Genomic DNA, 25,587 nt, shown 5'->3' with positions numbered 1-25,587 from the left:
AATAACTATATGAAATCAAGTTCTAGAATTTTAAGTGTATTGAAATAGGAGTTGGAATGAAATTATTGATACTATCGGATAGCCACCATTCAATAGATAGGCTAAACAAGCTACTTCCTATAATAGAGGAAGAGAAAATAGATATAATAGTCCATGCAGGCGACAATTTTAGAGATTCTGTATATCTCAAGGAAAAATCCAAAAAGCCAGTTATAGGAGTCATAGGCAACTGCGACTTTGAAAATACTGACAGGGAGATAGAGTTTGAGCTTGAAGGGCTCAAGTTTTTCTTGACCCATGGACACAGGTATAGTGTAAAGTATGGGCCGGAGATACTCGCTAGTAAGGGGCAGGAGATAGGCGCCAATATAGTAGTATATGGTCACACCCACATAAAGGACGATACATATATGGGTGGTTTACTAATATTAAACCCAGGCAGTCTTTCCCAACCAAGAGATGGAAGCAGAGGATCATATGTTGTCATGGACGTAGATAATGGAAGCTATCAATATAATTATTTTTACATATAAATTTCATAAAATAGGTGCAATTTAAGTACTTTTATAGTATAATTAAGAAGTCGAATTGTGTTAAAAAATATAAAAGATAATGAAAAATTAAAATAAATCAGGAGGATTGAAATGAAAGCAGAACTAATCAAAAAAGAAGGAAATTCTGTAAGCTTCGAGATGGCAGTTGATGCAAAGGAATTTGATGCAGCTGTAGAAAAGGCATACAAGAAGACTAGATCTAGATATAAGATAGATGGATTTAGAAAAGGAAAGGCTCCAAGAAGAATAATCGAAATGAACTATGGAAAGGGAATATTCTTCAATGATGCTCTAGATATATTACTACCAGAAATATATCCAGTAGCAGTAGATGAACTAGGCCTAAAGGTTGTTAGCCAGCCAGAGCTAGACATCAAGGAAGCAAATGAAGACGGATCTTTAGTACTTGTTGCTACAGCTGATGTTAGACCAGAAGTTGAAGTAAAGAACTACAAGGGTGTTGAAATAGAAAAGGTATCAGCAGAAGTTGAAGAAGAAAGAATAGATGCTGAACTAAACTCAATGTTACAGAGCCATGCTAGAGTTGTAACTGTAGATGCTCCAGTAGAAAATGGAAACACTGCAGTAATAGACTTCAAGGGTCTTCTAAACGGTGAAGCATTTGAAGGTGGAACTGCTGAAGCTTACTCACTAGAAATAGGTTCAGGTACATTTATACCAGGATTTGAAGAACAGATAATAGGTAAGAAGGCTGGAGAAGAATTCGAAGTAAACGTAACATTCCCAGAAGAATACCCAGCAGAAGAACTAGCTGGTAAGCCAGTAGTATTCGAAGTTAAGCTTCATGAAGTAAAGGTAAAGGAATTACCAGAACTAAATGATGAATTCGCTCAGGATACAACTGAATTTGAATCACTAGCTGAATTAAAGGCTGACGTTAAGGCTAAGCTAGAAAAGGATGCAGAAGAAGAAGCTAAGAGACAGATGAGAGATGCTGCTGTTGCCAAGGTTGCTGAAGGCGTTGAAGTAGAAATACCAAACTCAATGGTAGAAGCTCAGATGGACAGAATGTTAAATGACCTTAATATGCAGTTAAGCTACCAGGGTTGGTCAATAGAACAGTTCGCTGAATTATCAGGTCAGTCTATGGAAGAAATCAGAGAAGCTAGAAGAGAAGATGCCCTAAACATTGTAAAGAGTACTCTAGTTGTAGAAGAAATAGCTGAACTTGAAAATGTTGAAGTAAGTCAGGAAGACCTAGACAAAGACCTTGAAAAGTTTGCTGCTATGTACCAGATAGACATAGAAAAGGTAAAGAAGAGTCTTCAGCCAGAAGATATAGAAAATATATCTAACAGAATAAGATCAGAAAAGACTGTAGATCTTATATTAGATGCTGCTGTAGTTAAGTAATTTTAACTAGGCTTAAACTAGAATATTGATAACATGCTTTATGATTATATTTGTTACTTTATGCTAATTTGCTGCGAAAAACAAATTAGTATAGGAAAATTTTAGGTATATGATATAATATAAAGTAGTATGTTAGTTTTAAAGACCACATCATATTATGTGGTCTTTATTAGAAAAAAGAGATTTGGAGGAGATAATATGGCATTAGTACCATACGTCGTAGAACAAGATGGCAGGGGTGAAAGATCTTATGATATTTACTCAAGGCTATTAAAGGATAGAATAATATTTTTGGGCGATGAAGTCAATGACCAAACAGCTAGCCTTGTAGTTGCGCAGATGCTGTTTTTAGAGGCAGATGACCCAGACAAGGATATACATTTATATATCAACTCACCAGGTGGTAGTGTAACAGCTGGTATGGCTATCTATGACACAATGCAGTATATAAAGGCTGATGTCAGCACTATCTGTGTAGGTATGGCTGCATCTATGGGTGCATTTTTACTAGCTGCAGGTGCCAAGGGTAAGAGATATGCCCTCCCAAACAGCACAGTTATGATCCACCAGCCACTAGGCGGAACAAGGGGTCAGGCTACAGATATAGAAATACACACTAAGTACCTATTGAGTATAAAAGAAAAGTTGAACAAGATATTGGCAGAGAGAACTGGTCAAGACCTTGAAACAGTAAAGGCCAATACAGAACGTGACAACTTTATGACTGCTGATGAAGCAAGGGACTTTGGTTTAATAGACGAAGTAATAGCAGGAAGAGTATAAGAAGAGATAGAAAGAGGTGATTAAGTGCCTAATAAAGATAATGAAAAACAATTCAGATGTTCATTTTGTGGTAAGACACAAGACCAGGTCAAGAGGATAATAGCAGGTCCTGGTGTATATATCTGTGATGAATGTGTTGGATTGTGTAGTGAGATAATAGAGGAAGAGATGCTGGCAAATGCAGCCCAGGAAAATGGCGAGATGAATCTTCCAAAGCCAAAAGAGATGATGGAAATCTTAAATGATTATGTAATAGGTCAAAGTGGGGCCAAAAAAGCCCTATCAGTAGCTGTTTACAACCATTACAAGAGAATATATTCAGAGAATACTACAGGTGATGTTGAAGTACAAAAGTCAAACATCCTCCTATTAGGACCTACAGGATCAGGTAAGACCTTGCTTGCCCAGACCCTAGCCAAGATTTTGAATGTTCCATTTGCAATAGCTGATGCAACTTCACTTACTGAGGCAGGATATGTAGGAGAAGATGTTGAGAATATCATTCTAAAGTTGGTTCAGGCAGCTGATTTTGATGTTGAAAGAGCCCAGAAGGGTATTATATACATAGACGAGATAGATAAGATATCTAGAAAGTCTGAAAATCCATCAATCACTAGAGATGTAAGTGGTGAAGGTGTACAGCAGGCCCTACTAAAGATTCTTGAAGGTACGGTTGCCAATGTTCCACCATCAGGCGGAAGAAAGCATCCTCACCAAGAATTTTTGAAGGTTGATACTACTAACATACTATTTATCTTAGGTGGTGCCTTTGATGGTATAGAGAAGATAGTACAAAAGCGTGGTAAGGAAAAGTCTCTAGGATTTGGTGCCAAAATAGAATCTAAGAACGACATGGATATAGGTAAGCTATATTCACAGGTAGTACCTGATGACCTACTAAAATTCGGTTTGATACCGGAGTTTATAGGTAGAGTTCCAGTGCTAGCGACTCTTGACCTACTAGATGAAGAATCCCTAGTCAAGATACTTACAGAACCAAAGAATGCTCTTACAAAGCAGTATGCGAAGTTGTTCGAGTATGATGATGCAAAGCTTGAGTTTGAAGAAGATGCCCTAAGAGCAGTTGCTCAAAAGGCTATCGAGAGAAAAACTGGTGCAAGAGGTCTTAGAAGTATTATTGAACATGCCTTGATGGATGTGATGTATGAAGTTCCATCATTAGAGAATGTTGAAAAAGTAATAATAAAAAGAGACTGCATAGAAGAAAATGCAAAACCAGAGATAGTATTCAAAGATGTAAGAGAAGTAATAAACGATAGCCCTATAAGTTAGTAATTTTGGAATCCAATTTTGAAATTGGGTTCCTTTTTTTAGTTAAGAAGCATATTTTTGCAGTAAAAGTACAATAAGGAACAAAAATTTGCGAAAATTATTGAATAAGCACTATTAAATGTTACAAATCAGTTGAAAATAGGTATACTTACATATATAATAATATATACGTATTTGCCCGATGGTGCTATTAAATCAATTTGATTTAAAGTCTTAGGGGATTTATGTTGAAAGGAGAGTATTATGGAAAACAATGAAGTAAAAGATAATAATGTAATAATATACAAAGATACTATAGAAATGCCTATGATACCACTAAGGGGAATATCAATTTCTCCATGTATATTGCAGTCATTTGATATAGGTAGATTAAACTCTATAGAGAGCTTCGAACTGAGCATGATAAATGGGGAGAAAATATTCCTAGCCAGCCAGTTTGATTCACTAGTTGAGGAGCCAGACATAGATGACATATACACTATAGGTACTATCTGTAGCGTAAAGCAGGTGATCAGAACATCTGAGACATCTATTAGGGTCTTGGTTGAAGGTCTTGGAAGAGCTAAACTTGAAAAGATGTGGATAGACGAAAACAATGCATGGATGGGTCAGATTACGCCTATAGAGTTTGATGAAGACCAATTTACAGACGAAGAGAAGAATACCCTAGAGGCATACTCTAGACGTCTGATGAAGGGATTTGAAAACTATATATCTATAGCAGTAGAGATGACATCAGATGCATCTATGGACCTAGCAGATGCAGAGGGATATTCAATGCTGATAGATATAATAGCATCAAGCCTATTCTTGAAGTTCTCAGATAGACAAAAAATCCTTGTTACACTTGATGTAGAAGAAAGAATGAAGATGATTTACGACTATCTACAAAGAGAGCTAGAAGTGATCAAGATAGACAAGAAGATAAATCAAGATGTAAGAAAGCAGATGAACAAGATCCAGAAGGACTACTATCTAAGAGAACAGATGAAGGCTATCCAGAAAGAACTTGGAGAAATACCAGACGAGGGAGAAGATAGCGGCTATAGGGCCAAGCTAAATGAACTAAAGATAGACGCAGAAACATTTGAAAAGATTGAAAAAGAGATCGAAAAATTTGAGAGGACACCAGTTGGTTCACCAGATTATAATGTGTCAAAGAACTACTTGGATACTATATTCTCACTTCCTTGGAACAAGGAATCAAGAAACAGATTTGATATCAAAAAATCAGAGAAGATCCTTAACGAAGACCACTATGGCCTAGATGATGTCAAGGATAGGATTCTAGAATACCTAGCAGTGAGAAAGCTATCCAAAAACCTAAAGGGACCTATCATATGTCTTGCAGGACCTCCAGGGGTTGGTAAGACATCAATAGCAAAGTCAGTTGCAAGATCACTTGGAAGACACTTTGTTAGGATATCCCTAGGTGGAGTAAGAGACGAGGCAGAGATAAGAGGACATAGAAGAACATATATAGGAGCTATTCCTGGCAGAATAATCAATGCCATGAAAGAAGCCAAGTCAAAAAATCCAGTTATACTACTAGATGAGATAGACAAGATGGCAAGCGACTTTAAGGGAGACCCTACATCAGCAATGCTAGAAGTATTGGACCCAGAACAGAACAAGTACTTTGTAGACCACTACCTAGAGCTGCCGTTTGACCTATCAAAGGTCCTATTTATAACAACAGCCAACGATTTAAGAAATATACCTAGACCGCTGTATGACAGGATGGAAGTAATAGATATAGAAGGCTACCTAGAAGAAGAAAAACTAGAGATAGTCAAGAACTTTGTCCTTAAAAAGCAGCTTAAAGAAAATGGCTTGAACAAAGACTTCATAAAGATGGATGATGAAGTAATCAAGTATGTAATCAATAGGTATACAAGAGAAGCTGGAGTAAGACAGCTAGAGAGGACAATCGGCAAACTTTGCAGAAAAGTAGTCAAGGAAATGGTCGAAAATCCAAAGCTAAAGCCAGTTACAATGACAAAAGAACTTGTAGTAAAATACCTAGGCAAGGAAAAATATAGACAAGAACCACTGGATATGAACCCACAGGTAGGCCTAGTAAACGGACTAGCATGGACAGCAGTAGGCGGCGTTACACTAGAGATAGAAGTAAGCGTCCTACCAGGCAAGGGCCAGATAGTCCTAACAGGAATGATGGGAGACGTCATGAAAGAATCAGCTAGGACAGGTATTTCATATATCAGGTCAATAGCGGATAAGTTGGATATAGAGCCAGAATTCTATAAGAACAAGGACATACACATACATATACCAGAAGGAGCAACACCAAAAGACGGGCCATCAGCAGGAATTACCATGACACTGGCAACAATATCAGCACTTACAAATAGGCCAGTACCAGGAAATATAGCCATGACAGGAGAGATAACCCTAAGAGGTAGAGTCCTTGCAGTCGGTGGCGTAAGAGAAAAAGTCCTTGCAGCATACAGGATGGGAATAAGAAAGATTATCCTACCAAAAGAGTGCGAAGCAGACATAGAAAAAATACCAGAGACAGTAAGAAATGACATAGAATTTGTCTTGGTAGATAAGATGGAAGAGGTATTGGAAGTTGCCCTTCTAGAGAGAATGTAAGGTGAAAAAATGGCAGAAAATACTAAAGTGGCTGAAACAAAACCAAAGAAAAACAGAAGAAGAAATCAGAACAAGCAAGAAACACAGGGCAAAAAGCCTGTCAAAAAAAAAGTAGCACCTAAAAAACCTACGACAATAGACGAAAAGGTGAGACAAGAAGAAAAGATGAAGATTAGGACAGCAGAGATTACAATGAGTGCTGTAAATAGATCACAATATCCAGGAGAGGGAATACCTGAGATAGCCCTAGCAGGAAGATCCAATGTCGGTAAATCATCAGTAATCAATGGTCTACTATCTAGGAAGAACTTCGCTAGGACATCATCAACACCAGGAAAAACAAGGACAATAAACTTCTATCTAATCAATGAAGAATTCTACTTTGTTGACCTACCAGGCTATGGATATGCAAAAGTAGCCAAAACGGAAAAAGAAAAATGGGGTGCAATCATGGAGATGTACCTATCAGATAGAAGAGAACTATGCGCAATATTCCTATTGGTAGATTGCAGACATGAACCTACAGCAGATGACAAGATGATGTACGAATGGATCAAGCATTTTGGATACAACTGCGTAGTAGTAGCTACAAAGGCAGACAAGATATCAAGAGGTCAATACCAGAAACATACAAGCATAATTAGGAAGAAACTTGAAATGGCAAAAGAAGACAAGATAATACTTACATCCTCATCATCAAATGTAGGAATGAAAGCACTTTGGGACGAAATTGTAGACCAATATGCCCAACATGGATATACAGTGACATATGAAAAAACAGTAGACTAAAATATGTTGAAATATATTGAAAACTGGATATAAACAAATAGCGTTGATAGTAATAGAATCATACCATATATAGCATGGAAAAGATAATTACCATCAACGCTATAATTTTGAAAAATATCCCCCGAAATGCGAGCACAACTTATCAATCCACTAAATTCAAAACCATACAAAAAGGATAAAACAACTATCCTCCTGCCTCCATCCAAACTAATAACTATCTCAACTCGTCAGTAACACAGAAAATATAAGGCACATTCCTATACCTATCTTCAAAGTCAAATCCATATCCAACAACAAACTTATCTTCAATCTCAAATCCTATATAGTCAGCAGTAAAATCAACCTCACGCCTAGAAGGCTTGTCCAAAAGAACACAAGTCCTAATAGACTTCGGATTCTTTTTTGCTATATGCTTAACTACAAAGTCCATAGTATGAGCAGTATCAGTTATGTCATCAACTATAAGGACATCAAAATTAGATATATCTTCGATTGATATATCAGACTTTACTACAACATTACCGCTAGATTCAGTGGACCTACCATAGCTTGAAGTAGTCATAAAATTTACAGTAAGATTATAAGAATCTATGGCCCTTACAAGGTCAGCACAAAAGATAAAACTACCCTTTAGTAGGGATATTACAAGTAGATTTTTTCCCTTGTAGTCCTGGTTTATCTTGTCACCTAGCTCTTTAATTCTCTTAGATAGGATGTAGCTATCAAACATCATTTCCCATTTTCTATCTTCTATATTCATTGTTTCCTCCGTATTATTTGAGAATTTATCTTGGATTACCCAGATACTTAAGGGGTATATAGGTAATAAGATAAGAATCATATTTTATTAATAAACCTATTATATATTATTAGTATCATTATGGTCAAATATTACCAGCAAGAAAGTAAAAATAACTTGAAAAATTCTCAGGTTAATATATAATAGATAGTTGTGGTATAAATTTTACAATGGGAGACACCTTATTATGAATAATCAGAAGAAAAAACTTTATAGCGATAAGTGGTCAAAGTCTAACACAAGGGATATTTTCAATGAGAAGCAGAAGATAGCCATAGAAAAATATGGAGACGTATTTGAAGATGATATGTTTTTTGCCCTAGAATTATCCTTGAATACTGATTTAGATTCACAACTTAGTGAAGAATTTGTTGATAGGATGAAGAAGAGAACAAAACTTTCATAGTAAATATAAAAGCAGCTAGACTTCATATGTATATATTTTACTGGTCAACCAGTGAAAGGGTACATATTTGGTCTAACTGCTTTTTTATTTTAGTATGATTTAATATTATTGTCCATTAGTATGGTAGCTAGCTGGGCAGCCCTATCAGGGTGCATTGTTCCAATAGGTAGTCTAAAGTCTCCAACCTCGATTCCCATCATATTCATTGCAGTCTTTACTGGAATAGGGTTTACTTCAAGTTTAAGTGCATCTATAAGGGCAAAGTTATTTATCTGTATTTCACGAGCGTATTCAATCTTGCCTGATTCAAAATGCTTGTACATATCTAGTACCTGGTTTGGTACGATATTAATCAAGCTAGATGCTAGGGATTTTATTCCAAGGCTTAGGGCTGCAAGTGCTATTGAGTCGTTTGCAGAGATTATATCGAAATTGCTTGGAAGGCTAGATATCATTCTAGCTATATGCTCTATGTCGTTTGATGTCTCTATGATTCCTACAATATTGTCTATAGCGGCTAGTTTTGCCAAAAGACCTATAGGTAGGTTTGAGCCTGAGTGCTCAGAGTCGCTAAATATGTAGCAAGGTAGGTCACAAGTCATGGCTAGAGACCTGTAGTGACTCAAGATTCCCTTTTCGTTACCAACATTGTAGTAAGGTGGTTCAAATATAAGGGCATCTACACCTGACTGATTAGCCTTTATACCTAGGATTATTGACCTTCTTGTATCATTAAAACCTGTCTGGGCAAGTACAGGTATCTTTTTGTCTACCTTCTTAACCACAAAGTCTATAAGAGAAGATATCTCCTCATCTGACATAGTCAAAAACTCTCCGTTGTTGCCGCCTACTATTATTGCAGCAGCACCGAGTCCTAGTTGCTTGTCCAATAATTTTTCTAGTTTATCAAAGTCTACTTCATTCGTATCAGAAAATGGTGTAACAAGTCTAATTGCACATCCTTTAAAAATCATATATTAATACTCCTTTCGCTGTATATATTTGTAATTATACCACAATTAGTGAATATTATTTATATTAAGTATAAAATAATATTTTCCCGTAAATTGCAATATCAATTTGTACACTTTTTTGCCACTCTTGCAAAAATATCGGTACTAGTCCTAAAATATATGTCAAGACTAGGCCTTGCCTATTCATTTTAGTCTTGACTAGTATTTTAGGACTAGTAAACTGATATTTGAAAGAGGGCTTCCATACCTTCAAACTATCGTTACTATTCATAATATGGTCCAATATATCCAATGAGTCGGTTACATTTTTAGAATACTTGTTTTTGTAAAATTGTACATTATTTAATTACCATTTCTTTGCAAGTACAATATTCCAGTAGTGTTTTAACCTTTTGTATTCAACTGATTTTGTGTCTAAGACCTTCATTTCATTGATTATAAGTTTGTATAAATCACTGGTAAGCAACTGAACGATATGAAATTTATCAATTACTATTTTAGCATTGGGAAATACTTTTTTTGACAAGTAAATATACGGTGTATAAATGTCTGTTGTTACGGATTATACTATATTTCTAGCCTTTAAAGGAAATAAATTAAAGTATTCCAACAAGTACCTTTGACTTCTGTCAGTAAGTATATCAAAGATACATCCTGACTCTATATCCATAATATTTACACTCATAGAGGAATCAACTATGCTAACTAATTGAATTTTTAATGCCCTCGGGTGCGTCTATTCCAAGCACAGTAGGAAAATAGTATTTTCTTTTTTCTGTTCTGTCGAATGAAGAACTCTGATAATTGTATAAGTAGATACATTTTGTTCTTTTGCTATTAAATCCATAGATATTGTTTAACATAGATTTAATTTTATAGATTTTTTCACATTATTTGATATGTATTATCTTTTATCTGTGATAGATGTTTCATCTGTAAAAGTAGAGTTGCAGTGCTTACAGTAGAACCTTTGCTTTTTTACAACCAACGTAAATGTGTATTTACCTACATTGTTTTACTTTACTTTCGAAATTTTGAAACCGTGCTTTATTACATCGTAATTTACATATCTTTGAAAATAATAAAATACAATTTTTAATTTTACAATTTTTGGTTGTATTTTTTAGAGTAAAAGTTTATAATACACTTAATAAAGTTTAGGAGGACATATTTTGGAAAAATTTCAGGTTTGTAATAGTGTTTCTGTTATCAGAAAAGAAAGGGGGTATACTCAGTTGGAATTGGCAAAGTTGGCAGATTTTTCTCAACAGTATATTAGTAATATTGAGAGAGGAGTATTAATACCATCTATTGCTAAAGCGATTAAATTAGCAGAGGTATTAGGAGTTTGTCATGGAGAATTATTTTTTAAATGTGAAATAAAAGATTGATAATATAAGAAAGATTAAGAAAAAAATTTAATGTTTTAAAATATAATATAGTCTAAAGTATGACTAAAGATTTATTTTGAACAGAGTATATTCATTTTTTTATAAGAAAGTCGTAGATATGTGTTGTTGTATGGTGAAAGTTGGTAGAGGAAATTACAGCAAAAAGTATTGACACTGTATTAAAACCCAAATAAAGAGGTAAAGTGGGGTGGATTAATATTATAAAAGATCTTTTAAATATATGTTTTGTTTCTGGATAATTTAAAAATGTGGAGAATTTAATAAAAACCAACTCTTAAGGGAAACGAATAAATACAATCTGAATTTTATCGATTTAGAGTATAACTTTTGTTGTGATATAGATTTTTATTTTAATTCAGGATAAATAAGATGAGAGTATTGTGTTGTCGATTATTTGTTTATAAAAATTTGTATGTTATAGTGATAAACATAAATATATTGTATAAGGAGTGATTTTAATGAAGAACAGAGAAGAAAAGCTGAGTTATTTAAGAAAGAAAGATTTTATTTCCATTTTTATCACCACAGTCGTATCTGCATTTATTTTCTTATTCATAAATGAATATTTTGTAGGTACTACTGAAGCAATAATATTTTCATATATTGGTGTTATAGGTGGTATTATTACAGTTATCGTGTCTTACTTTGAAAGTAAGAGTAACGACCCTTTTGTAACTGGTAAAACTTTAACATTTGGTGTTATAAATAGTTTTATTGGTGCTGGTGTAGTTATACTTCTTACATCATTTAGATTTGGATTAATCCCAAGTTTGATAGTTATTGATATTATAATTATTATGTCGAGAGAGCTAGGAAGAAAGTCAAGGGAAAAAATGTTAGATAAGTTTATTAATAAAACTGGTACAATTATAAAAAATAATGGAAATGGTAAATATGTTATGGATTTAAATTCAAAAAGAGTAACTGTTTATTCTAAAGATAACTTAGCGATTGGTGGTATGGTAAAGGTATCAGAGCTGAAAGGAACATGTATTTATGTAGAAGTATTTGCTTAAATAAGCGAACTTTAAAGTTTATTTAAAATTTTTAAATCGTACTTTATAGATATTAAGTTATTATTCTAAAACAATTTAGTTATTAACACGCGATTTGCATGTTAAAAAGTGTGGTGTGTTTTAAAGTTATGAAAATAAATGAAAAAATAGCCAAAAGCATGTTTATTAGGTGTATATGTTTATTATCAAAAATTAGTAAGTTTACCATTGTTATTATCATCTTATCAGGTATAATTCAAGGGTTTATTCCTACTGTTATGCTAATAATATCAAAATATACATTAAATGAAGTTCAAAATCTTGATTCAAAGGCAATTTTATTTGCTCTTGTAGGTATTTTTGTTAAAATTTTCTCTTTAGTATTTGGGAAATTATATGGATATTATATTTCTAAGATATCGTTACTATTTGATAATATGATATCGGTTATGATTTTGGAAAAAAGTAGTGAGTTAGGAATGAAAGATTATGACAGTAAAAATACTTATGATATAATCACTAGAGCTCAAATGCAAGGTGCTAGTAGTATAATAACATATATTGATAGCTATATTAATACTTTCAAAGAAATTATAACAATATTGAGTACTATGATTATAATTTTAGTGTATAAAATCTATACATTCTAATACCTTGAACTTCTTTTTTGAATTTTTTCTGTTTTTTTTATACTGTGTTTGTCCTGCATCGGGGTAGTATAATGTGACCTTGTGTCCATTTTTTATCTGTTCTACCCTGCCACGTTTAAGCTCATTGTAAATAGTAGTTCTTGACCTTTTTAGGTGCCTAGCAATAGAAGATATTGAGCAATCTAATTTGATCATGGCATAAATTTCTCCTCTTTCATACTCACTTAGGTGTTTAAAGTTTCTCTTTTTTGTGTTAAAATTAAGTTGATTCATTGTGGACCTCCTGTATGTATTTGTGTTGTGACTTATATTTTAACACAGGATTCGCAATGAATCATTTTTTATTTAGTTGTACAAATTGATTATACAATCAACCAATAATATTTTTCGAGACTTATCTTATTTTTTGGTAAATAATTTTCTTAAAGGGTAGATTATATACAAGCAAACGTGTATAATTGTATAGGACTTTAATATAATGAAATCGGTATGCTTTTTATAGACGCATATTAATTATTATTTAAAAGTATATAGGATAATATTAGGAGGGATAATATGGATACATTAAAGGAGTTATACAAGATTGGTTCGGGGCCATCTAGTTCTCATACTATGGGACCACAAAGAGCAGCTAAGAGGTACAGTGACAAGCATCCTGAGGCAGTTAGCTTTAGGGCTACTTTATACGGAAGTTTGGCAGCTACAGGAGCAGGTCATTTAACAGACTACATTATAATAAAGACTATCAAGCCAAGAGAGGTTGAAATAGTTTGGAGAGCGGATATAAACCCAGAATTCCATCCAAATGGAATGATGTTAGAAGCTATAGACCAGGATGGAAACGCTTATGATCCCTGGACAGTGTTCTCAGTAGGTGGAGGAACACTTGCAGAGGAAGGTAAGAGAGGACAGGTTGAGGGTAAGGTATACTATGAACATAACAAGTTAGACGATATAATAGCCTACTGCAAGGAAAATGATTTGAACTTTGTTGAATATGTTTTACAGCGTGAGGATGATGATTTCTTAGAATATATGGAAGCCATAGCAGACACGATGAAGTCAGCTATAGACAAGGGAATAGAGAGCAGAGAGCTAATACCAGGCAAGTTAAAGCTAAAGAGAAGGGCATCTATATTCTACAAGAGATACCTTGCAACTAAGGACTATACTAGCCTAGACTATGCATATGCCCTAGCTGCATCAGAGGAAAATGCATCAGGAGGTACAATAGTAACTGCACCAACATGTGGAGCAGCAGGTGTTATACCGGGAGTATTCTTCTCATTGATGGACCACAACGGTTATACAAAGCAACATATAATAGAGGGGCTAATAGTTGCAGGTCTTATAGGTAACCTTATTAAGACTAATGCCTCAATATCTGGAGCAGAAGCTGGTTGTCAGGCAGAGGTTGGTACAGCATGTTCAATGGCAGCAGCAGGTTCAGCCTACCTATTTGGAGGTAACTTTGAACAGATAGAATATGCTGCAGAGATAGGTCTAGAACACCACTTAGGTATGACTTGTGACCCAGTATATGGATATGTACAGATACCATGTATAGAAAGAAATGCTATGGCAGCAGAAAGAGCGATAGCAGCTGCCAAGTATGCCTTAAATACTGATGGTAGTCACACTATATCATTTGACCAGGTAACTGTTACAATGATGGAAACAGGTGTTGACCTAATGGACAAGTACAGGGAGACTGCTAAGGGTGGTCTTGCCAAGTGGTTTGAATGTTAATTATTAGCTAGTAATATAAAATATAAATTTTAATATAATCTCACTTTTCTATCCTTAAATGTTAGTTGAGTGAGATTTTTTATTAAGCTCTTTATAGAAAGATTATTTAACATAATTAAAATCTCAGCTATTCCTCCTATTTGCCCTAGTAAAGATAGCAAAGCTGATATGCGGCAAGTTCTATCCATCTTTTTCAGCCTGATGTGAAAGCCTTGATTTAATTGCATCCTAGTTTTTTTTAGTATATAATGTAAAGAGCTATGTTTTAAAATACATTTATAATTATAAAAGGAGTTTTTTATGGATCAGTACGGTAATTTCGCATATATTTATGACCAGCTTATGGACGATGTAGACTATGAGGCTTGGGTGGAACATATAGAAAAGTTAATAGCTATAAGTGGTGCTAACGTCAAGAATATACTAGAACTGGCCTGTGGTACTGGAAATATAACTCTTCCCCTAGCTAGAAAGGAATATGATATTGCAGGTCTTGATATATCTGAAGAGATGCTCGATGTTGCAAGGGAAAAATCTGAACTTGAAAATATACCTCTTGTACTCCTACAACAGGACATGACACAATTGGATTTTGACCTGTATGATCTAGACTGCATCTTGTGTGCTTGTGACGGTATAAATTATATTACCGACCTAGAGGACGTCAAAAATCTCTTTGGCAAGGTATATGAACTCCTAAAGAAAGAGGGGATATTTATATTTGATATCAGCTCATATTACAAGTTGTCCAGTATTTTGGGTAACAATTTTATGGGAGAGGCTAGGGATGACATATCATATATGTGGACAAACTACTATGATGATATGACACAGCTATTAAATATGGACTTAGACTTTTTTGTAAAAGTTCAAGCAGAAGATGATGATGAGGACAACCTGTATGAGAGATATAAGGAGGTCCACCTACAGAGGGCCCACAAGGAAGAAGAGCTAGCTGCTATCTTAGAAGAAGCTGGCTTTAAAGATATAAGGATGTTTGGGGATTTTTCTCTTGAAGATGTGGATAAAAAATCTGAAAGAGTATTTTTCCTAGCCAAGAAGTAGGATTTTGATATGTATAAGTAATATGTAAATTGGCTATCTAGAAATATGTAAAATGCTTTAATAAGATATCTAGAAATATGTAAAATGCTTTAATAATATATATAAGGAAAGGTATAAAATGAAAGATTATTGTTTAAGAGTAACTAGTAAAAATGGTGAAGTTAGGGGATTTTTCTCAACTTCTAGAAATATGGTAGAGGCAGCAAGGGGATTTCATAATACTACAAAGGTTGCAACTGCGGCCCTAGGAAGGACTTTGACAGCTACCTCAATGATGGGTCTAATGATGAAGAACCCAAATGACAAGGTGACTATTATCATAAAGGGTGGAGGACCCATAGGTACTATACTTACGACTTCAGATGTCAATGGTATGGCCAAGGGCTATGTTACAAATCCTGGAGTAGAGGTTGAAAACTACGCCAATGGCAAGCTAAATGTGGCTGGTGCAGTTGGTCATGAGGGTACAATCAAGGTTATAAAGGACCTAGGTATGAGAGAGCCATACAATGGTGAGTATGAGATGGTCAGTGGAGAGATAGCCAAGGACTTTACATATTATTTCACAGTGTCTGAGCAGACTCCATCAGCAGTTGCCCTAGGTGTATTGACTAGGTCTGATGAGGTTGAGCAGGCTGGTGGCTTTATAGTACAGATGATGCCAGATGCAACAGAGGAGACTATATCAATACTAGAAAATAATATATCCGGGCTAGAGTCTGTAACACAGATGCTATCCAAGGGAATGACACCTGAAGATATCATGGAAGTAGTCATGAAGGGACTTGACCCACAGATACTAGACTACAAGGAGATAGGCTTTGAATGTGATTGCTCTAAGGACAGGGTAGCCAAGGTATTTGTGGCTATAGGCAAGGACCAGCTGACAGACATTATAGAAGAAGACCATGGCGCAGAGGTAGGATGTCAGTTCTGTAACTCAAAGTACCAATTTACAGAAGAAGAGCTAAGAGAAATTCTAGGTGAAATGTAGGCATTCGTATAAGTAAATGTATATAATTTGATGATAGAGTTACTTATATGTTTAATTTGATATATCAATAGGTTGGGGTGATATTATGAGACTGGATAAATTATTGGGAAACCTAGGTTATGGAACTAGGTCAGAGATAAAAAAATACTGCAAGCAGGGCTTTGTAAGGGTGAATGGAGCAGAGGCTAAGAAGTCTGATGTCCATGTGGATCCAGAAAATGATGAGATAGTATTTAATGGAGAGCTTGTAAACTACAGGGAGTTTGTATACTTGTTGTTAAATAAGCCGGCTGGTTATGTATCAGCTACCTTTGACAAGTATGACCCAACGGTTATAGACCTTATAGGAGAAGAATACCTTCCCTTTGAGCCATTTCCAGTTGGTAGGTTAGACAAGGACACTGAAGGCCTGCTAGTGATAACAAATGACGGTAAGTTGAGCCATAGGGTCCTATCACCCAAAAACCATGTACCCAAAAAGTATTATGCGATTATAGACAAAGAAGTTGATGATATGGATGTTAGGATATTTGAAAAGGGTGTATATATAGGAGAAGACTATACAACTAAGCCGTCTAAGTTAGTAGTATTAAATCCATTTGAATTTGAAGATGGAAGTCTTGGATCTGAGGTTCATGTGACCATCAGTGAGGGCAAATTCCACCAGGTAAAGAGAATGTTTGAGGCTGTCGTCAAGGAAGTTGTCTATCTGCAGAGGATTCAGATGGGTGGGCTGGAACTTGACGAAGAACTGGACCTAGGAGAATATAGGGAGTTGACACCTGAAGAGGTTGAATTACTAGAAATAAGAGATATTTAGTTGATAGATTATATTTCTACAACTAAAACAATATAGTGATATTTACGGATAAAGTGGTGACTAGTGGATATAATTGTGTTGCAGATTTATATTGCAGAGGAGCTTAGATGAAGAGAAAAGATATAATAGAGTTTGAAGTTGGCAAGATGGAGTTTGGTGGGATATCACGCTCCATGTACGAGGACAAGAGAATAAAGATGAAGGGTGGAATCACTGGTCAATGGGTCAGGGCTGTAGTCAAAAAATCTAGGTCAGACAGTGGTGAAGTCAAGCAGTTAGAACTAGTAGAGCCATCACCAATAGAGACAGCAGATGTCTGTAGGCATTTTAGACAGTGTGGTGGATGTTCAATATTATCCATTCCGTATGAAAAACAGTTGGAGATAAAAAAGGACCAAGTACTAGATTTGTTTGACAAGGCAGGACTTAAAGATTATGAGTTTGTAGGTATCAACCCTAGTCCATCTTCAGTTGCATACAGGAATAAAATGGAGTACACATTTGGAGATGAGTACAAGGATGGTCCACTATCACTTGGTATGCACAAGGTGGGTAGGTTTATAGATATAGTGACAGTAGATGACTGTAGGATAGTTGACCAAGATTTTAAGACTATCATGACAAGGACAAGGGACTTTTTTGAAGAGAAGGGACTACCTTACTACAGGTCATTTAACCACCAGGGCTACCTTAGACACTTGGTAGTTAGAAAGGGTGAGAATACTGGGGAGTTGATGGTCAATATAGTCACTTCTTCTCAGCTAGACTACAATATGGATGAATACAAGGACTTTTTATTGGGGCTTGACCTAGATAGTGAACTTGTAGGAGTTTTACACACTATAAATGATGGACTTGCAGATGCAGTCCAGTGTGACGAGATGAGAATATTATACGGAAGAGATTACTTCTATGAAGAAGTCCTAGGACTTAGGTTCAAGGTTTCTCCATTTTCATTCTTCCAGACTAATACCAAGGGAGCAGAGGCCCTGTATACTATAGCAAGAAAGTTCGCAGGAGACAGGGGCCATGGCAAGGTTGTATTTGACCTATATAGTGGGACAGGCACTATAGGCCAGCTGATGGCAAAGACTGCCAAGAAAGTATACGGAATTGAATTGGTCGAAGAGGCAGTTGTTGCAGCCAACCAAAATGCAGTCCTTAACAATCTTGATAACTGTGAGTTTATAGCAGGAGACGTTGCCAAGGTTGTCAGCTCACTTCCAGAAAAGCCGGAGCTGATCATAGTAGACCCGCCAAGAGCAGGAATATTGGGTAATGGAGTGAAGGATATAGCTGAGTTTGGAGCCAAGGAAATAGTATATGTCAGCTGTAACCCAAGATCGCTAGTTGAGAATGTGGTCGAGTTTGAGGCTAGGGGCTATAAGTTGGACAAGTTGGAGTTGATGGATTTATTTCCGAACACACCACATTGTGAGAGTGTCGTATTGATGACAAGAAAATAGAGGCGTACAAAATGAACAATAGTAAAAATTTTAATCTTTTTTTAATGGATGGAGAAGTAACTGGAAGAATAAAGTGTACTTTATCTAATTGGACAGGCATTGCATATAAAATTCCAAGAACGTATCTTGATAAATGTAAGGATAGACTAGATTTAAAGCAAAGTGGAGTATATTTTTTATTTGGCAAGAACGATGACGGGGATGACGAAGTGTATATCGGTCAAGCAGGAATAAGAAAAAATGGCGAGGGAGTTTTATTTAGGGTATCAGAACACTTAAAAGATGAAATTTATTTTTCAGATGCAGTCATGTTAACCACACAAAATAACTCATTTGGACCAACAGAAATTTCTTATTTAGAGAATAAATTCACTAACATGGCTATCTATGTAGATAGGTACAAAGTAAGAAATGGAAATGATCCAAACCCTGGAAATGTAACCGAAGAAAAAGAATCAGAGTTGGAAGATTTTGTAGAGTATTCAAAAATGGTACTTGGTGTCTTGGGATATAAAATATTCGTTCCTATAGTCGATAAAGATACAAAAGAAAAATATGAAAATAATAATGACAAAGAGTCAATTCTCTATCTTTCAAGAAAAAGTGGTAAGTCAAATAGACAGATAGAAGCAAAATGTAAAAGAACAGATGAGGGTTTTGTTGTATTAAAAGATAGCATGATAGAAACTATAGATTCCACTGCCATTCCAAAATCAATTAAAGAACTTAGAAAGGAATGCATAAATAAAAATGAGATTATTGATGGTAGAATAAGCAAGGACTATTTATTCAACAGTCCATCCTACGCAGCTGCCTTTGTTCTAGGAACTAACGCAAATGGGAAAACACATTGGAAAACTGAAAACGGTATAACATTAAAAGACCTAGAAGAAAATGAAATGAAATAGTATTAACATTAGAATTTAGACGATATGCAATAGCTATATCGTCTATTTTTTATACCTTTTAATGAATGTGCAAGATGGTGTTCAAAAGCATAAAATAATCATTCGTAAATTAGCACATTAAATTGTATCAAAGTAGTGAGAGTCTTAGACTCTCCTTAAAGAACAGAATCATTATAGAGTGTATGTAATTTTTTCTGTAAATTAGACTTCTATGGAGTATATGTAAAAAATAGCCACACCGAGTGGAATGGCTATTTTACAGAATATCAATCAAATTTTGTCTTGCATGAAGAATTCGATGAACCATTACAGTTTTACTTTCTTCATGAACTTTATAGAAAATGATGTAATTCTTAACAAGACATTTTCTAAACTCTTTATGGCGTAGATAGGCATCATCCACCAATCCATAGCGATGAGGCATGGTAGATAGACTAGAAACAGTAGATTCTATCTCGTCAAGTAAATCAGATGCAGTGAATGGTGCATCAAAATTGTAGAAAATATAATGGATTATACCTTTTAGGTCTCTGTGATAGGTCTCGGAAACAAGTATCTTATAGTGTTCCATTTTTTAGTCCCTCCCTTAAACTTTTCATGGAGTCATCAAAAGTTAGGGTACGACCGTTTGTGAAATCAGATTCACTTTGCTCTAGAAGTTGATACAGCTCATATTTTCCCATGATTTTATTGAATAAATCAATGCTCATAACAGCAAGGTCTCCACGGCCATTTTTGGTAATAAAGATAGGTTCGCCTGTTTCATGGCAAAACGAAGAGATTTCATTGTAATTATTTCGTAAATCTGTACTTGATTTAATGTTTGGCATAATAACACCCCCTTTAATCTAAAGATATTATACTATTATTTCTTTAGAATGTCAATTTTATAAAAGGGGAGTTAAAATCTCTACTTTTCCATTTCTATTACGATCAATAAATAGGGAAAACTCGCAGATAGACTAACTAGTATTTCAAACGCCTCTCAATAATATATTCACAGGGAATACTAATACTCCACGAAAAAAGTTATAAAAATATGAAAGGAGTCTGTATGGCCAAAGATTGAACACCACACGATGACATGATGGAAAGTACATTCTTGATAATACTCGACTTATCATTTGTCAAAGCAATGCAAGTACAGAGGATTTGAAAAAGGATTATCCTCATGCAGAAATCAATCCACTAGGTGATAAAATTTCAGATTCCAGGTAAAATGTAGAAATAAAATTACAAAATAATTTTGTGGAAGTCTCAGGAATGTTAACGAAAAAATAATTAAAGATTTTAATGATGATTATAAGTTGAGCTTTACAGAAAATATTGATCTATATTGTAAATTTAATGATGATGACAAAACAAGCAAAGAGAATTCATTTGAAAAAGTTGCTTACAATCTTGGTATCACGATTAAACGAACAAGACCATATTAACCATGGCAAAATGGAAAAGTAGAAAGAAGTCATAGGGAAGATGGTAAGATTTTATATAATCGAAAAGTATTTACTAGCGAAAAAGATCTGATAAATCAGGTGGCAAAGCATGAAAGAAGATAAAATAGCAAGTATTTTGAAAAACTTTCTCGTAAGTGTAACATATGTATTGACAACTAAGAATAATGACGCCATAATTTCCATATGTAACTTGACTTTTCGGTTAGAGTATGCTAATATAAAGATAAAGAACGAATGTCGGTCAATAGGTGGTGAGGTTTTGGAAAAGAGAAATGTAAAAGATCCAGGAGAAAGAAAACAGGAGCTTATAAATATAGCATCTAGACTCTTTGAAAAGGATGGATATGAGAAAGTTTCTGTGCGAGATATTCTCGCAGAAGTTAACGGAGCGCCGGGAATGTTTTATTACTATTTTAAATCAAAAGAAGATATTTTCTTGGCGTGCATGGAAACATATTTTGAAGAAAAACTAAAAAATAAGTTGGATATACTTCAAAATAAGGAAATAGATTACGAAGAAAGAATAAAAATTTTAAGAGAACTTATAGTAAAAGATATCGGTCAGTTTACGACAAAATATAATTTTTCAAAAGAGAATTCAATTACGGATAACTCTTACAGGCTATGGGAATTGATTCATTACATTGGAAAATTTATAGATGTCTATTCAGAGTTTATAATTGAAGGAATTGAAAATAAAAAAATAGAAAATAATATTGGAATAAATAGAGAAAATATGAGAAGTTTCGCAGCTTTTATTTTATACGGAGCTGTTGGAACAATATATAATGACTATATTATTAAGGGAGAAAACAAAACAAATTCAAGTGAAGCCTTTGGAATAATAAGCGAACTATTTCAGAGACCTCAGTAGAGAAAAATAAAATATAAGTATTTTACAAGGAAAACATCAAGTATGTTTTCCTTGTATTAGTTTTAAGGCAAATGAACGAATTCGTTCGGTAAGGAGGTATGTTTTAGATGAAAAAGAAGAAATCTATCAAAGATATTATTTTCTACAGTGAAATAAAAAAAGGACAACTTGTAGGAGGAATATTATTTGTTAGTCTTGGAATGCTATTAAGTATTTGTCCAATTTTGGTGATATACAAAGTTATAAAATCTCTATTTTTATATGGGAAATTAGAACAAAGTGCAATACAGTTCTGTAGTTATGGACTTGCAGCAGTGGTATTGGCATATTGCTTAACTTATATTGGTAGTATTTTATGCCATAAGTTTTCATATGTTTTAATAGCTAACTTAAAAAAGAAGATATTATTTCATATTGGGAACCTTCCTTTAGGATTTTTTACTGGGGACAACAAGTCAAAAATAAGGCAAGTATTAGGATCAGACATGAATCAAATTGAGGGATACTTTTCTCATCAATTACCAAATTTAATTTCAACTTTAACACTAATTTTAGCAATGATAATTGTTATGTTAAAGATAAATTTAATATTAGGTCTTACTACTTTGTTAATTATATTTGTCGGTTTAGGAATTCAGATTGCCATTATGGCGAGAATTATTAAGTCTGGCGGACTTGAAAAAAACTTTGCGATTTTGGATCAAATTAATTCAGCAACTACTGAATATGTTAAAGGTATGCCTGAAGTTAAAATATTTGGAACAGGAACAAAATCATTTAAAACTTTTTCAAAGTCAGTAGGAGAATATAGAGATTTTACAAGTTCGATGACATCAATGATAAGACCAGGATTTGTCTCATTTAGAATGTTCATTTTATCTGTGGCTACATTCATAGTTCCTGTAGGAATACTTTTAATGTCACGAAATAATAACTTGGATTTTGCTACAGTCTTTATTTTCTATTTGATTCTTGCACCTGCCATTAGCGTACCTGCATTAAAGCTTAGAGATTTTGCAGAAGGAATGAATTTACTAAATGAAGTTGTTTTGAGAGTCTATGAAATTATAGATCAAAAAGAATTGGCAATTGAAAATACTGAGGAAGCGATAAAAGGTCATGATCTTGAATTTAATAATGTAAGCTTTTCTTATGGAAATGAAGAGGTTTTAAAGAATATAAGCTTCTGTGCTAAACAAGGAGAAGTTACAGCATTAGTTGGTTATTCGGGAGCGGGTAAATCTACCATTGGAACGCTAATACCAAGATTTTACGATCCTTCAGAAGGCTCTATTAAAATTGGTGGGGTTAATATAAAAAATATTCCGATAAACGCCTTAATGGACAAGATAGCATTTGTTTTTCAAGACAGTGATCTTATCACAGATACAGTCTTCAATAATGTTGCTATGGCAAAGACAGGCTCTACAAAAGAAGATGTTATAAAAGCCTGTAAAAAAGCAAGATGTCATGATTTTATTGTAAAACTTCCTGATGGGTATGACACTGTTTTGGGTAAAGGAACGTACTTATCTGGAGGAGAGAAACAACGTATTGCAGTAGCAAGAGCGATTTTGAAGGATGCACCAATATTAGTGTTAGACGAAGCAACAAGTTTTGCAGACTCTGAAAATGAATATCTTATGCAGGAAGCTTTATCTGAATTGGTTAAGGATAAGACTGTTATTATGATCGCTCATAGGTTAAATACCATAGAATATGCAAATCAAATCTTAGTAATATCTGATGGAAAAATTGCAGAAAGAGGCAAGCATGAAGATTTAATCCTTGCAAATGGAATATATAAGAGACTCTTTGATATTTATAAGAAGACAAATATTTGGCAAATGGATATAGAAGGGAGTGAGAATAAATGATAAGAAATATTACTTTAGGAAAGATGAATAATATAAGAAAATCAATTATTTTAAATGTTTTGGCATCTATTTCCAACCTTATACCATTTATTGCTTTGGCGAAAATTGTAGAGACACTATTTTTAAATAGAGGTGCAGATAGTATAGATACGAGCCTTTTATGGAAGTATTTTGGGATAATGGCAATATTTTTCTTAATAACATTCTTATTGGAAAATTTAGCCACAAAATATACCTATGAACTTGGATACAAGACAAGTGCAGATGGAAGAATAGAGCTTGCAGACCACATAAGAAAACTGCCGATAGGTTATATTTCAGGGAAAAGTTCAGCAGAGATCTTAGATACATTAATGAATGATTTTTTCAAAGTTGAAACGGCAGTAACGCATCAATTACCTCAATTTTTCAGTGGTATATGTGTAGCGGTTCTTTGCTCGATATTATTTTTGATAATCAATGTAAAAATGGGAATAGCAACACTTATTGGACTACCTATTTCTGTTCTACTTCTTACGCTCATGCAAAACTTTCAGAAAAAAATTTATTTAAAAACAAAGAAAATGAGGATAAAAGAGGAAGAAGATATAAATGAATATTTGGATGCCATTAAGACTCTAAAAGCTTATAACAGCTTAGAGGACACATTAACAAAACTTGAAGAAGATATAGATAACTCAAGAGATGCAAATATTAAGAGTGAGAAAGGAGTTGGTTCATTAACTACTATAGCAAGTATGATTCTAAGAATAGGACTTCCTTTGATGAGTTTAGCTGGTTCCTATTTATTTATAAATGGATCTTTGGAAATTGATACATTTTTAATGTTCTTATTTGTAGGCACAAGGATTTTTGATCCCTTGGAGCTTGCACTTGTAAATTATACAGGTCTGCAAATGGCATCAGTTTCGGGAGAGAGAATCATTAACTTACTTAAGGCTAAACCTATGTCAGGAAATTGTTCTGTAAACGAAAGCAACAAAATTGTAATCCGCGATGTTTCATTTTCTTATAAGGAATCTAAGGTTATCGATAATGTTTCATTAGACATTAATGAAAACAAATTAACTGCTTTTGTTGGTTACTCTGGCTCTGGAAAATCTACACTAATTAAATTAATTTCCAGATTTTATGATCCTAATGAAGGGACAATTAAAATTGGTGGAGTAGATTTGCTAACAGCCGATCCTGATAAATTAATGGATAAATTTTCTGTTGTTTTTCAAGATGTGTATCTTTTTAAAGACACAATTTATAACAACATAAAATTTGGAAATGAAGATGCAAGTAAAGATGAAATCATGAATGCTGCAAAAATGGCAGGAGCTTATGACTTTATAGTCAAAAAAGACGATGGATTTGACACTATGATTGGACAAGGAGGAGCGACTCTGTCTGGAGGTGAGAAACAAAGAATATCAATAGCGAGAGCAATATTAAAAAATGCACCAATAATACTACTTGATGAAGCAACATCTTCGCTTGATCCTGAAAATGAACTTATTATACAAGAAGCAATATCAAATTTAATTAAAAATAAAACAGTTGTGGTTGTAGCCCATAAATTAAGAAACGTAATGGGAGCTGATAAAATTGTTGTTTTAGACAAAGGAAAGGTAGAAGAAGTTGGGGAGCATGAAGACCTTTTAAAAAATCAAGGGCTATATAAAGACTTATGGGATTATCAAGAAAAGTCTAAAGAATGGAAGATTGTACAGTAACAATCAATTTT

24 protein-coding genes and 1 pseudogene are annotated in these 25,587 nt (G+C 34.2%); 19 read left to right on the top strand and 6 right to left on the bottom strand.

The genetic code is table 11. The features are described 5' to 3' along the window. The first annotated feature begins 56 nt into the window (after positions 1-56). The 6 genes from F823_RS0100295 (at position 57) to yihA (ending at position 7,409) form a co-directional block, all read left to right on the top strand. Entirely contained in the window at positions 57-533 is a 477-nt protein-coding gene (locus F823_RS0100295; protein WP_002845053.1) for a metallophosphoesterase family protein, read from the top strand. Positions 534-644: 111 nt separating this feature from the next. Beyond that, on the top strand, positions 645-1,928 hold the full coding sequence (gene tig / locus F823_RS0100290; RefSeq protein WP_002845052.1) for a trigger factor: 1,284 nt from the start codon (positions 645-647) through the stop codon (positions 1,926-1,928). A gap of 198 nt (positions 1,929-2,126) precedes the next feature. After that, positions 2,127-2,711, top strand: coding sequence for an ATP-dependent Clp endopeptidase proteolytic subunit ClpP (gene clpP, locus F823_RS0100285; RefSeq protein ID WP_002843239.1), 585 nt, complete (start codon positions 2,127-2,129; stop codon positions 2,709-2,711). A 24-nt stretch (positions 2,712-2,735) separates the two neighbouring features. Continuing rightward, positions 2,736-4,004, top strand: coding sequence for an ATP-dependent Clp protease ATP-binding subunit ClpX (gene clpX / locus F823_RS0100280; RefSeq protein ID WP_002843242.1), 1,269 nt, complete (start codon positions 2,736-2,738; stop codon positions 4,002-4,004). A 243-nt stretch (positions 4,005-4,247) separates the two neighbouring features. Next, positions 4,248-6,620, top strand: coding sequence for an endopeptidase La (lon, locus tag F823_RS0100275; protein ID WP_002845050.1), 2,373 nt, complete (start codon positions 4,248-4,250; stop codon positions 6,618-6,620). Between the two features lie 165 nt (positions 6,621-6,785). Further along, positions 6,786-7,409 (top strand): ribosome biogenesis GTP-binding protein YihA/YsxC, encoded by a 624-nt coding sequence (gene yihA, locus F823_RS10450; protein ID WP_026333289.1) that lies wholly within the window; start codon positions 6,786-6,788, stop codon positions 7,407-7,409. 214 nt (positions 7,410-7,623) lie between these two features. Here the strand turns inward: yihA and hpt are convergent, their stop codons facing one another. Then, complete coding sequence (gene hpt, locus F823_RS0100260) at positions 7,624-8,169, bottom strand: hypoxanthine phosphoribosyltransferase (protein ID WP_002843192.1); 546 nt, start codon at positions 8,167-8,169, stop codon at positions 7,624-7,626. A gap of 226 nt (positions 8,170-8,395) precedes the next feature. On the opposite strand from hpt, the gene F823_RS0100255 reads away from it, so the two are divergent. Continuing rightward, positions 8,396-8,614 (top strand): hypothetical protein, encoded by a 219-nt coding sequence (locus F823_RS0100255; RefSeq protein WP_002843301.1) that lies wholly within the window; start codon positions 8,396-8,398, stop codon positions 8,612-8,614. An 89-nt stretch (positions 8,615-8,703) separates the two neighbouring features. Here F823_RS0100255 and dapA read toward each other — a convergent pair whose 3' ends face one another. Continuing rightward, positions 8,704-9,588, bottom strand: coding sequence for a 4-hydroxy-tetrahydrodipicolinate synthase (dapA, locus tag F823_RS0100250; RefSeq protein WP_002843189.1), 885 nt, complete (start codon positions 9,586-9,588; stop codon positions 8,704-8,706). A gap of 346 nt (positions 9,589-9,934) precedes the next feature. Then, on the bottom strand, positions 9,935-10,135 hold the full coding sequence (locus F823_RS11520; RefSeq protein ID WP_080547779.1) for a transposase: 201 nt from the start codon (positions 10,133-10,135) through the stop codon (positions 9,935-9,937). A gap of 625 nt (positions 10,136-10,760) precedes the next feature. Between F823_RS11520 and F823_RS0100235 the strand changes: the two genes are divergently transcribed. The 3 genes from F823_RS0100235 (at position 10,761) to F823_RS0100225 (ending at position 12,645) form a co-directional block, all read left to right on the top strand. After that, positions 10,761-10,979 carry a helix-turn-helix transcriptional regulator gene (locus F823_RS0100235; protein WP_002845046.1) on the top strand — a complete coding sequence of 73 codons (219 nt, stop codon included), beginning with the start codon at positions 10,761-10,763 and terminating at the stop codon, positions 10,977-10,979. Between the two features lie 479 nt (positions 10,980-11,458). Next, the gene (locus F823_RS0100230) at positions 11,459-12,016 is read left to right on the top strand and encodes a hypothetical protein (protein WP_002843235.1); all 558 of its coding nucleotides are present in this window, start codon (positions 11,459-11,461) and stop codon (positions 12,014-12,016) included. A gap of 128 nt (positions 12,017-12,144) precedes the next feature. Beyond that, positions 12,145-12,645, top strand: coding sequence for an ABC transporter ATP-binding protein (locus tag F823_RS0100225; protein WP_019595226.1), 501 nt, complete (start codon positions 12,145-12,147; stop codon positions 12,643-12,645). Here F823_RS0100225 and F823_RS11515 read toward each other — a convergent pair. Then, a pseudogene (locus F823_RS11515) lies at positions 12,625-12,918 on the bottom strand (helix-turn-helix domain-containing protein); the annotation flags it as partial. The gene F823_RS0100225 and the pseudogene F823_RS11515 overlap by 21 nt on opposite strands. 282 nt (positions 12,919-13,200) lie before the next feature. On the opposite strand from F823_RS11515, the gene F823_RS0100215 reads away from it, so the two are divergent. The 6 genes from F823_RS0100215 (at position 13,201) to F823_RS0100190 (ending at position 19,647) form a co-directional block, all read left to right on the top strand. Then, positions 13,201-14,394, top strand: a complete 1,194-nt coding sequence (locus tag F823_RS0100215) for an L-serine ammonia-lyase, iron-sulfur-dependent, subunit alpha (RefSeq protein WP_002846683.1) — start codon at positions 13,201-13,203, stop codon at positions 14,392-14,394. Between the two features lie 300 nt (positions 14,395-14,694). Next, positions 14,695-15,459, top strand: coding sequence for a class I SAM-dependent DNA methyltransferase (locus F823_RS0100210; protein ID WP_002843309.1), 765 nt, complete (start codon positions 14,695-14,697; stop codon positions 15,457-15,459). A 118-nt stretch (positions 15,460-15,577) separates the two neighbouring features. After that, positions 15,578-16,453 carry an Hsp33 family molecular chaperone HslO gene (gene hslO / locus F823_RS0100205; protein WP_002843323.1) on the top strand — a complete coding sequence of 292 codons (876 nt, stop codon included), beginning with the start codon at positions 15,578-15,580 and terminating at the stop codon, positions 16,451-16,453. 85 nt (positions 16,454-16,538) lie between these two features. Next, positions 16,539-17,273, top strand: coding sequence for a pseudouridine synthase (locus F823_RS0100200; protein WP_002846680.1), 735 nt, complete (start codon positions 16,539-16,541; stop codon positions 17,271-17,273). Positions 17,274-17,380: 107 nt separating this feature from the next. After that, complete coding sequence (gene rlmD / locus F823_RS0100195; protein WP_002846679.1) at positions 17,381-18,739, top strand: 23S rRNA (uracil(1939)-C(5))-methyltransferase RlmD; 1,359 nt, start codon at positions 17,381-17,383, stop codon at positions 18,737-18,739. Between the two features lie 11 nt (positions 18,740-18,750). Further along, positions 18,751-19,647 carry a GIY-YIG nuclease family protein gene (locus F823_RS0100190; protein WP_002846678.1) on the top strand — a complete coding sequence of 299 codons (897 nt, stop codon included), beginning with the start codon at positions 18,751-18,753 and terminating at the stop codon, positions 19,645-19,647. A 256-nt stretch (positions 19,648-19,903) separates the two neighbouring features. Here F823_RS0100190 and F823_RS0100185 read toward each other — a convergent pair whose 3' ends face one another. Beyond that, complete coding sequence (locus tag F823_RS0100185; RefSeq protein WP_002846677.1) at positions 19,904-20,218, bottom strand: type II toxin-antitoxin system RelE/ParE family toxin; 315 nt, start codon at positions 20,216-20,218, stop codon at positions 19,904-19,906. Beyond that, complete coding sequence (locus F823_RS0100180; RefSeq protein WP_002846676.1) at positions 20,205-20,477, bottom strand: type II toxin-antitoxin system Phd/YefM family antitoxin; 273 nt, start codon at positions 20,475-20,477, stop codon at positions 20,205-20,207. The genes F823_RS0100185 and F823_RS0100180 overlap by 14 nt, the downstream gene beginning before the upstream one ends. A 715-nt stretch (positions 20,478-21,192) precedes the next feature. On the opposite strand from F823_RS0100180, the gene F823_RS0100175 reads away from it, so the two are divergent. The 3 genes from F823_RS0100175 (at position 21,193) to F823_RS0100165 (ending at position 25,576) form a co-directional block, all read left to right on the top strand. Next, positions 21,193-21,978 carry a TetR/AcrR family transcriptional regulator gene (locus tag F823_RS0100175; RefSeq protein ID WP_019595224.1) on the top strand — a complete coding sequence of 262 codons (786 nt, stop codon included), beginning with the start codon at positions 21,193-21,195 and terminating at the stop codon, positions 21,976-21,978. Between the two features lie 107 nt (positions 21,979-22,085). Further along, positions 22,086-23,855 carry an ABC transporter ATP-binding protein gene (locus tag F823_RS0100170; RefSeq protein ID WP_002845570.1) on the top strand — a complete coding sequence of 590 codons (1,770 nt, stop codon included), beginning with the start codon at positions 22,086-22,088 and terminating at the stop codon, positions 23,853-23,855. Further along, a complete protein-coding gene (locus tag F823_RS0100165; protein ID WP_002845569.1) occupies positions 23,852-25,576 on the top strand; it encodes an ABC transporter ATP-binding protein in 1,725 nt (574 codons plus the stop codon). The genes F823_RS0100170 and F823_RS0100165 overlap by 4 nt, the downstream gene beginning before the upstream one ends. The last annotated feature ends 11 nt before the right edge of the window (positions 25,577-25,587 follow it).

Origin of the sequence: Peptostreptococcus anaerobius VPI 4330 = DSM 2949 (assembly GCF_000381525.1) — a bacterium.
Taxonomy (GTDB): Bacteria; Bacillota; Clostridia; order Peptostreptococcales; family Peptostreptococcaceae; genus Peptostreptococcus; species Peptostreptococcus anaerobius.
The sequence above is the reverse complement of the archived record's forward strand: the minus strand, read 5'-3'. Positions and strand labels throughout refer to the sequence as shown.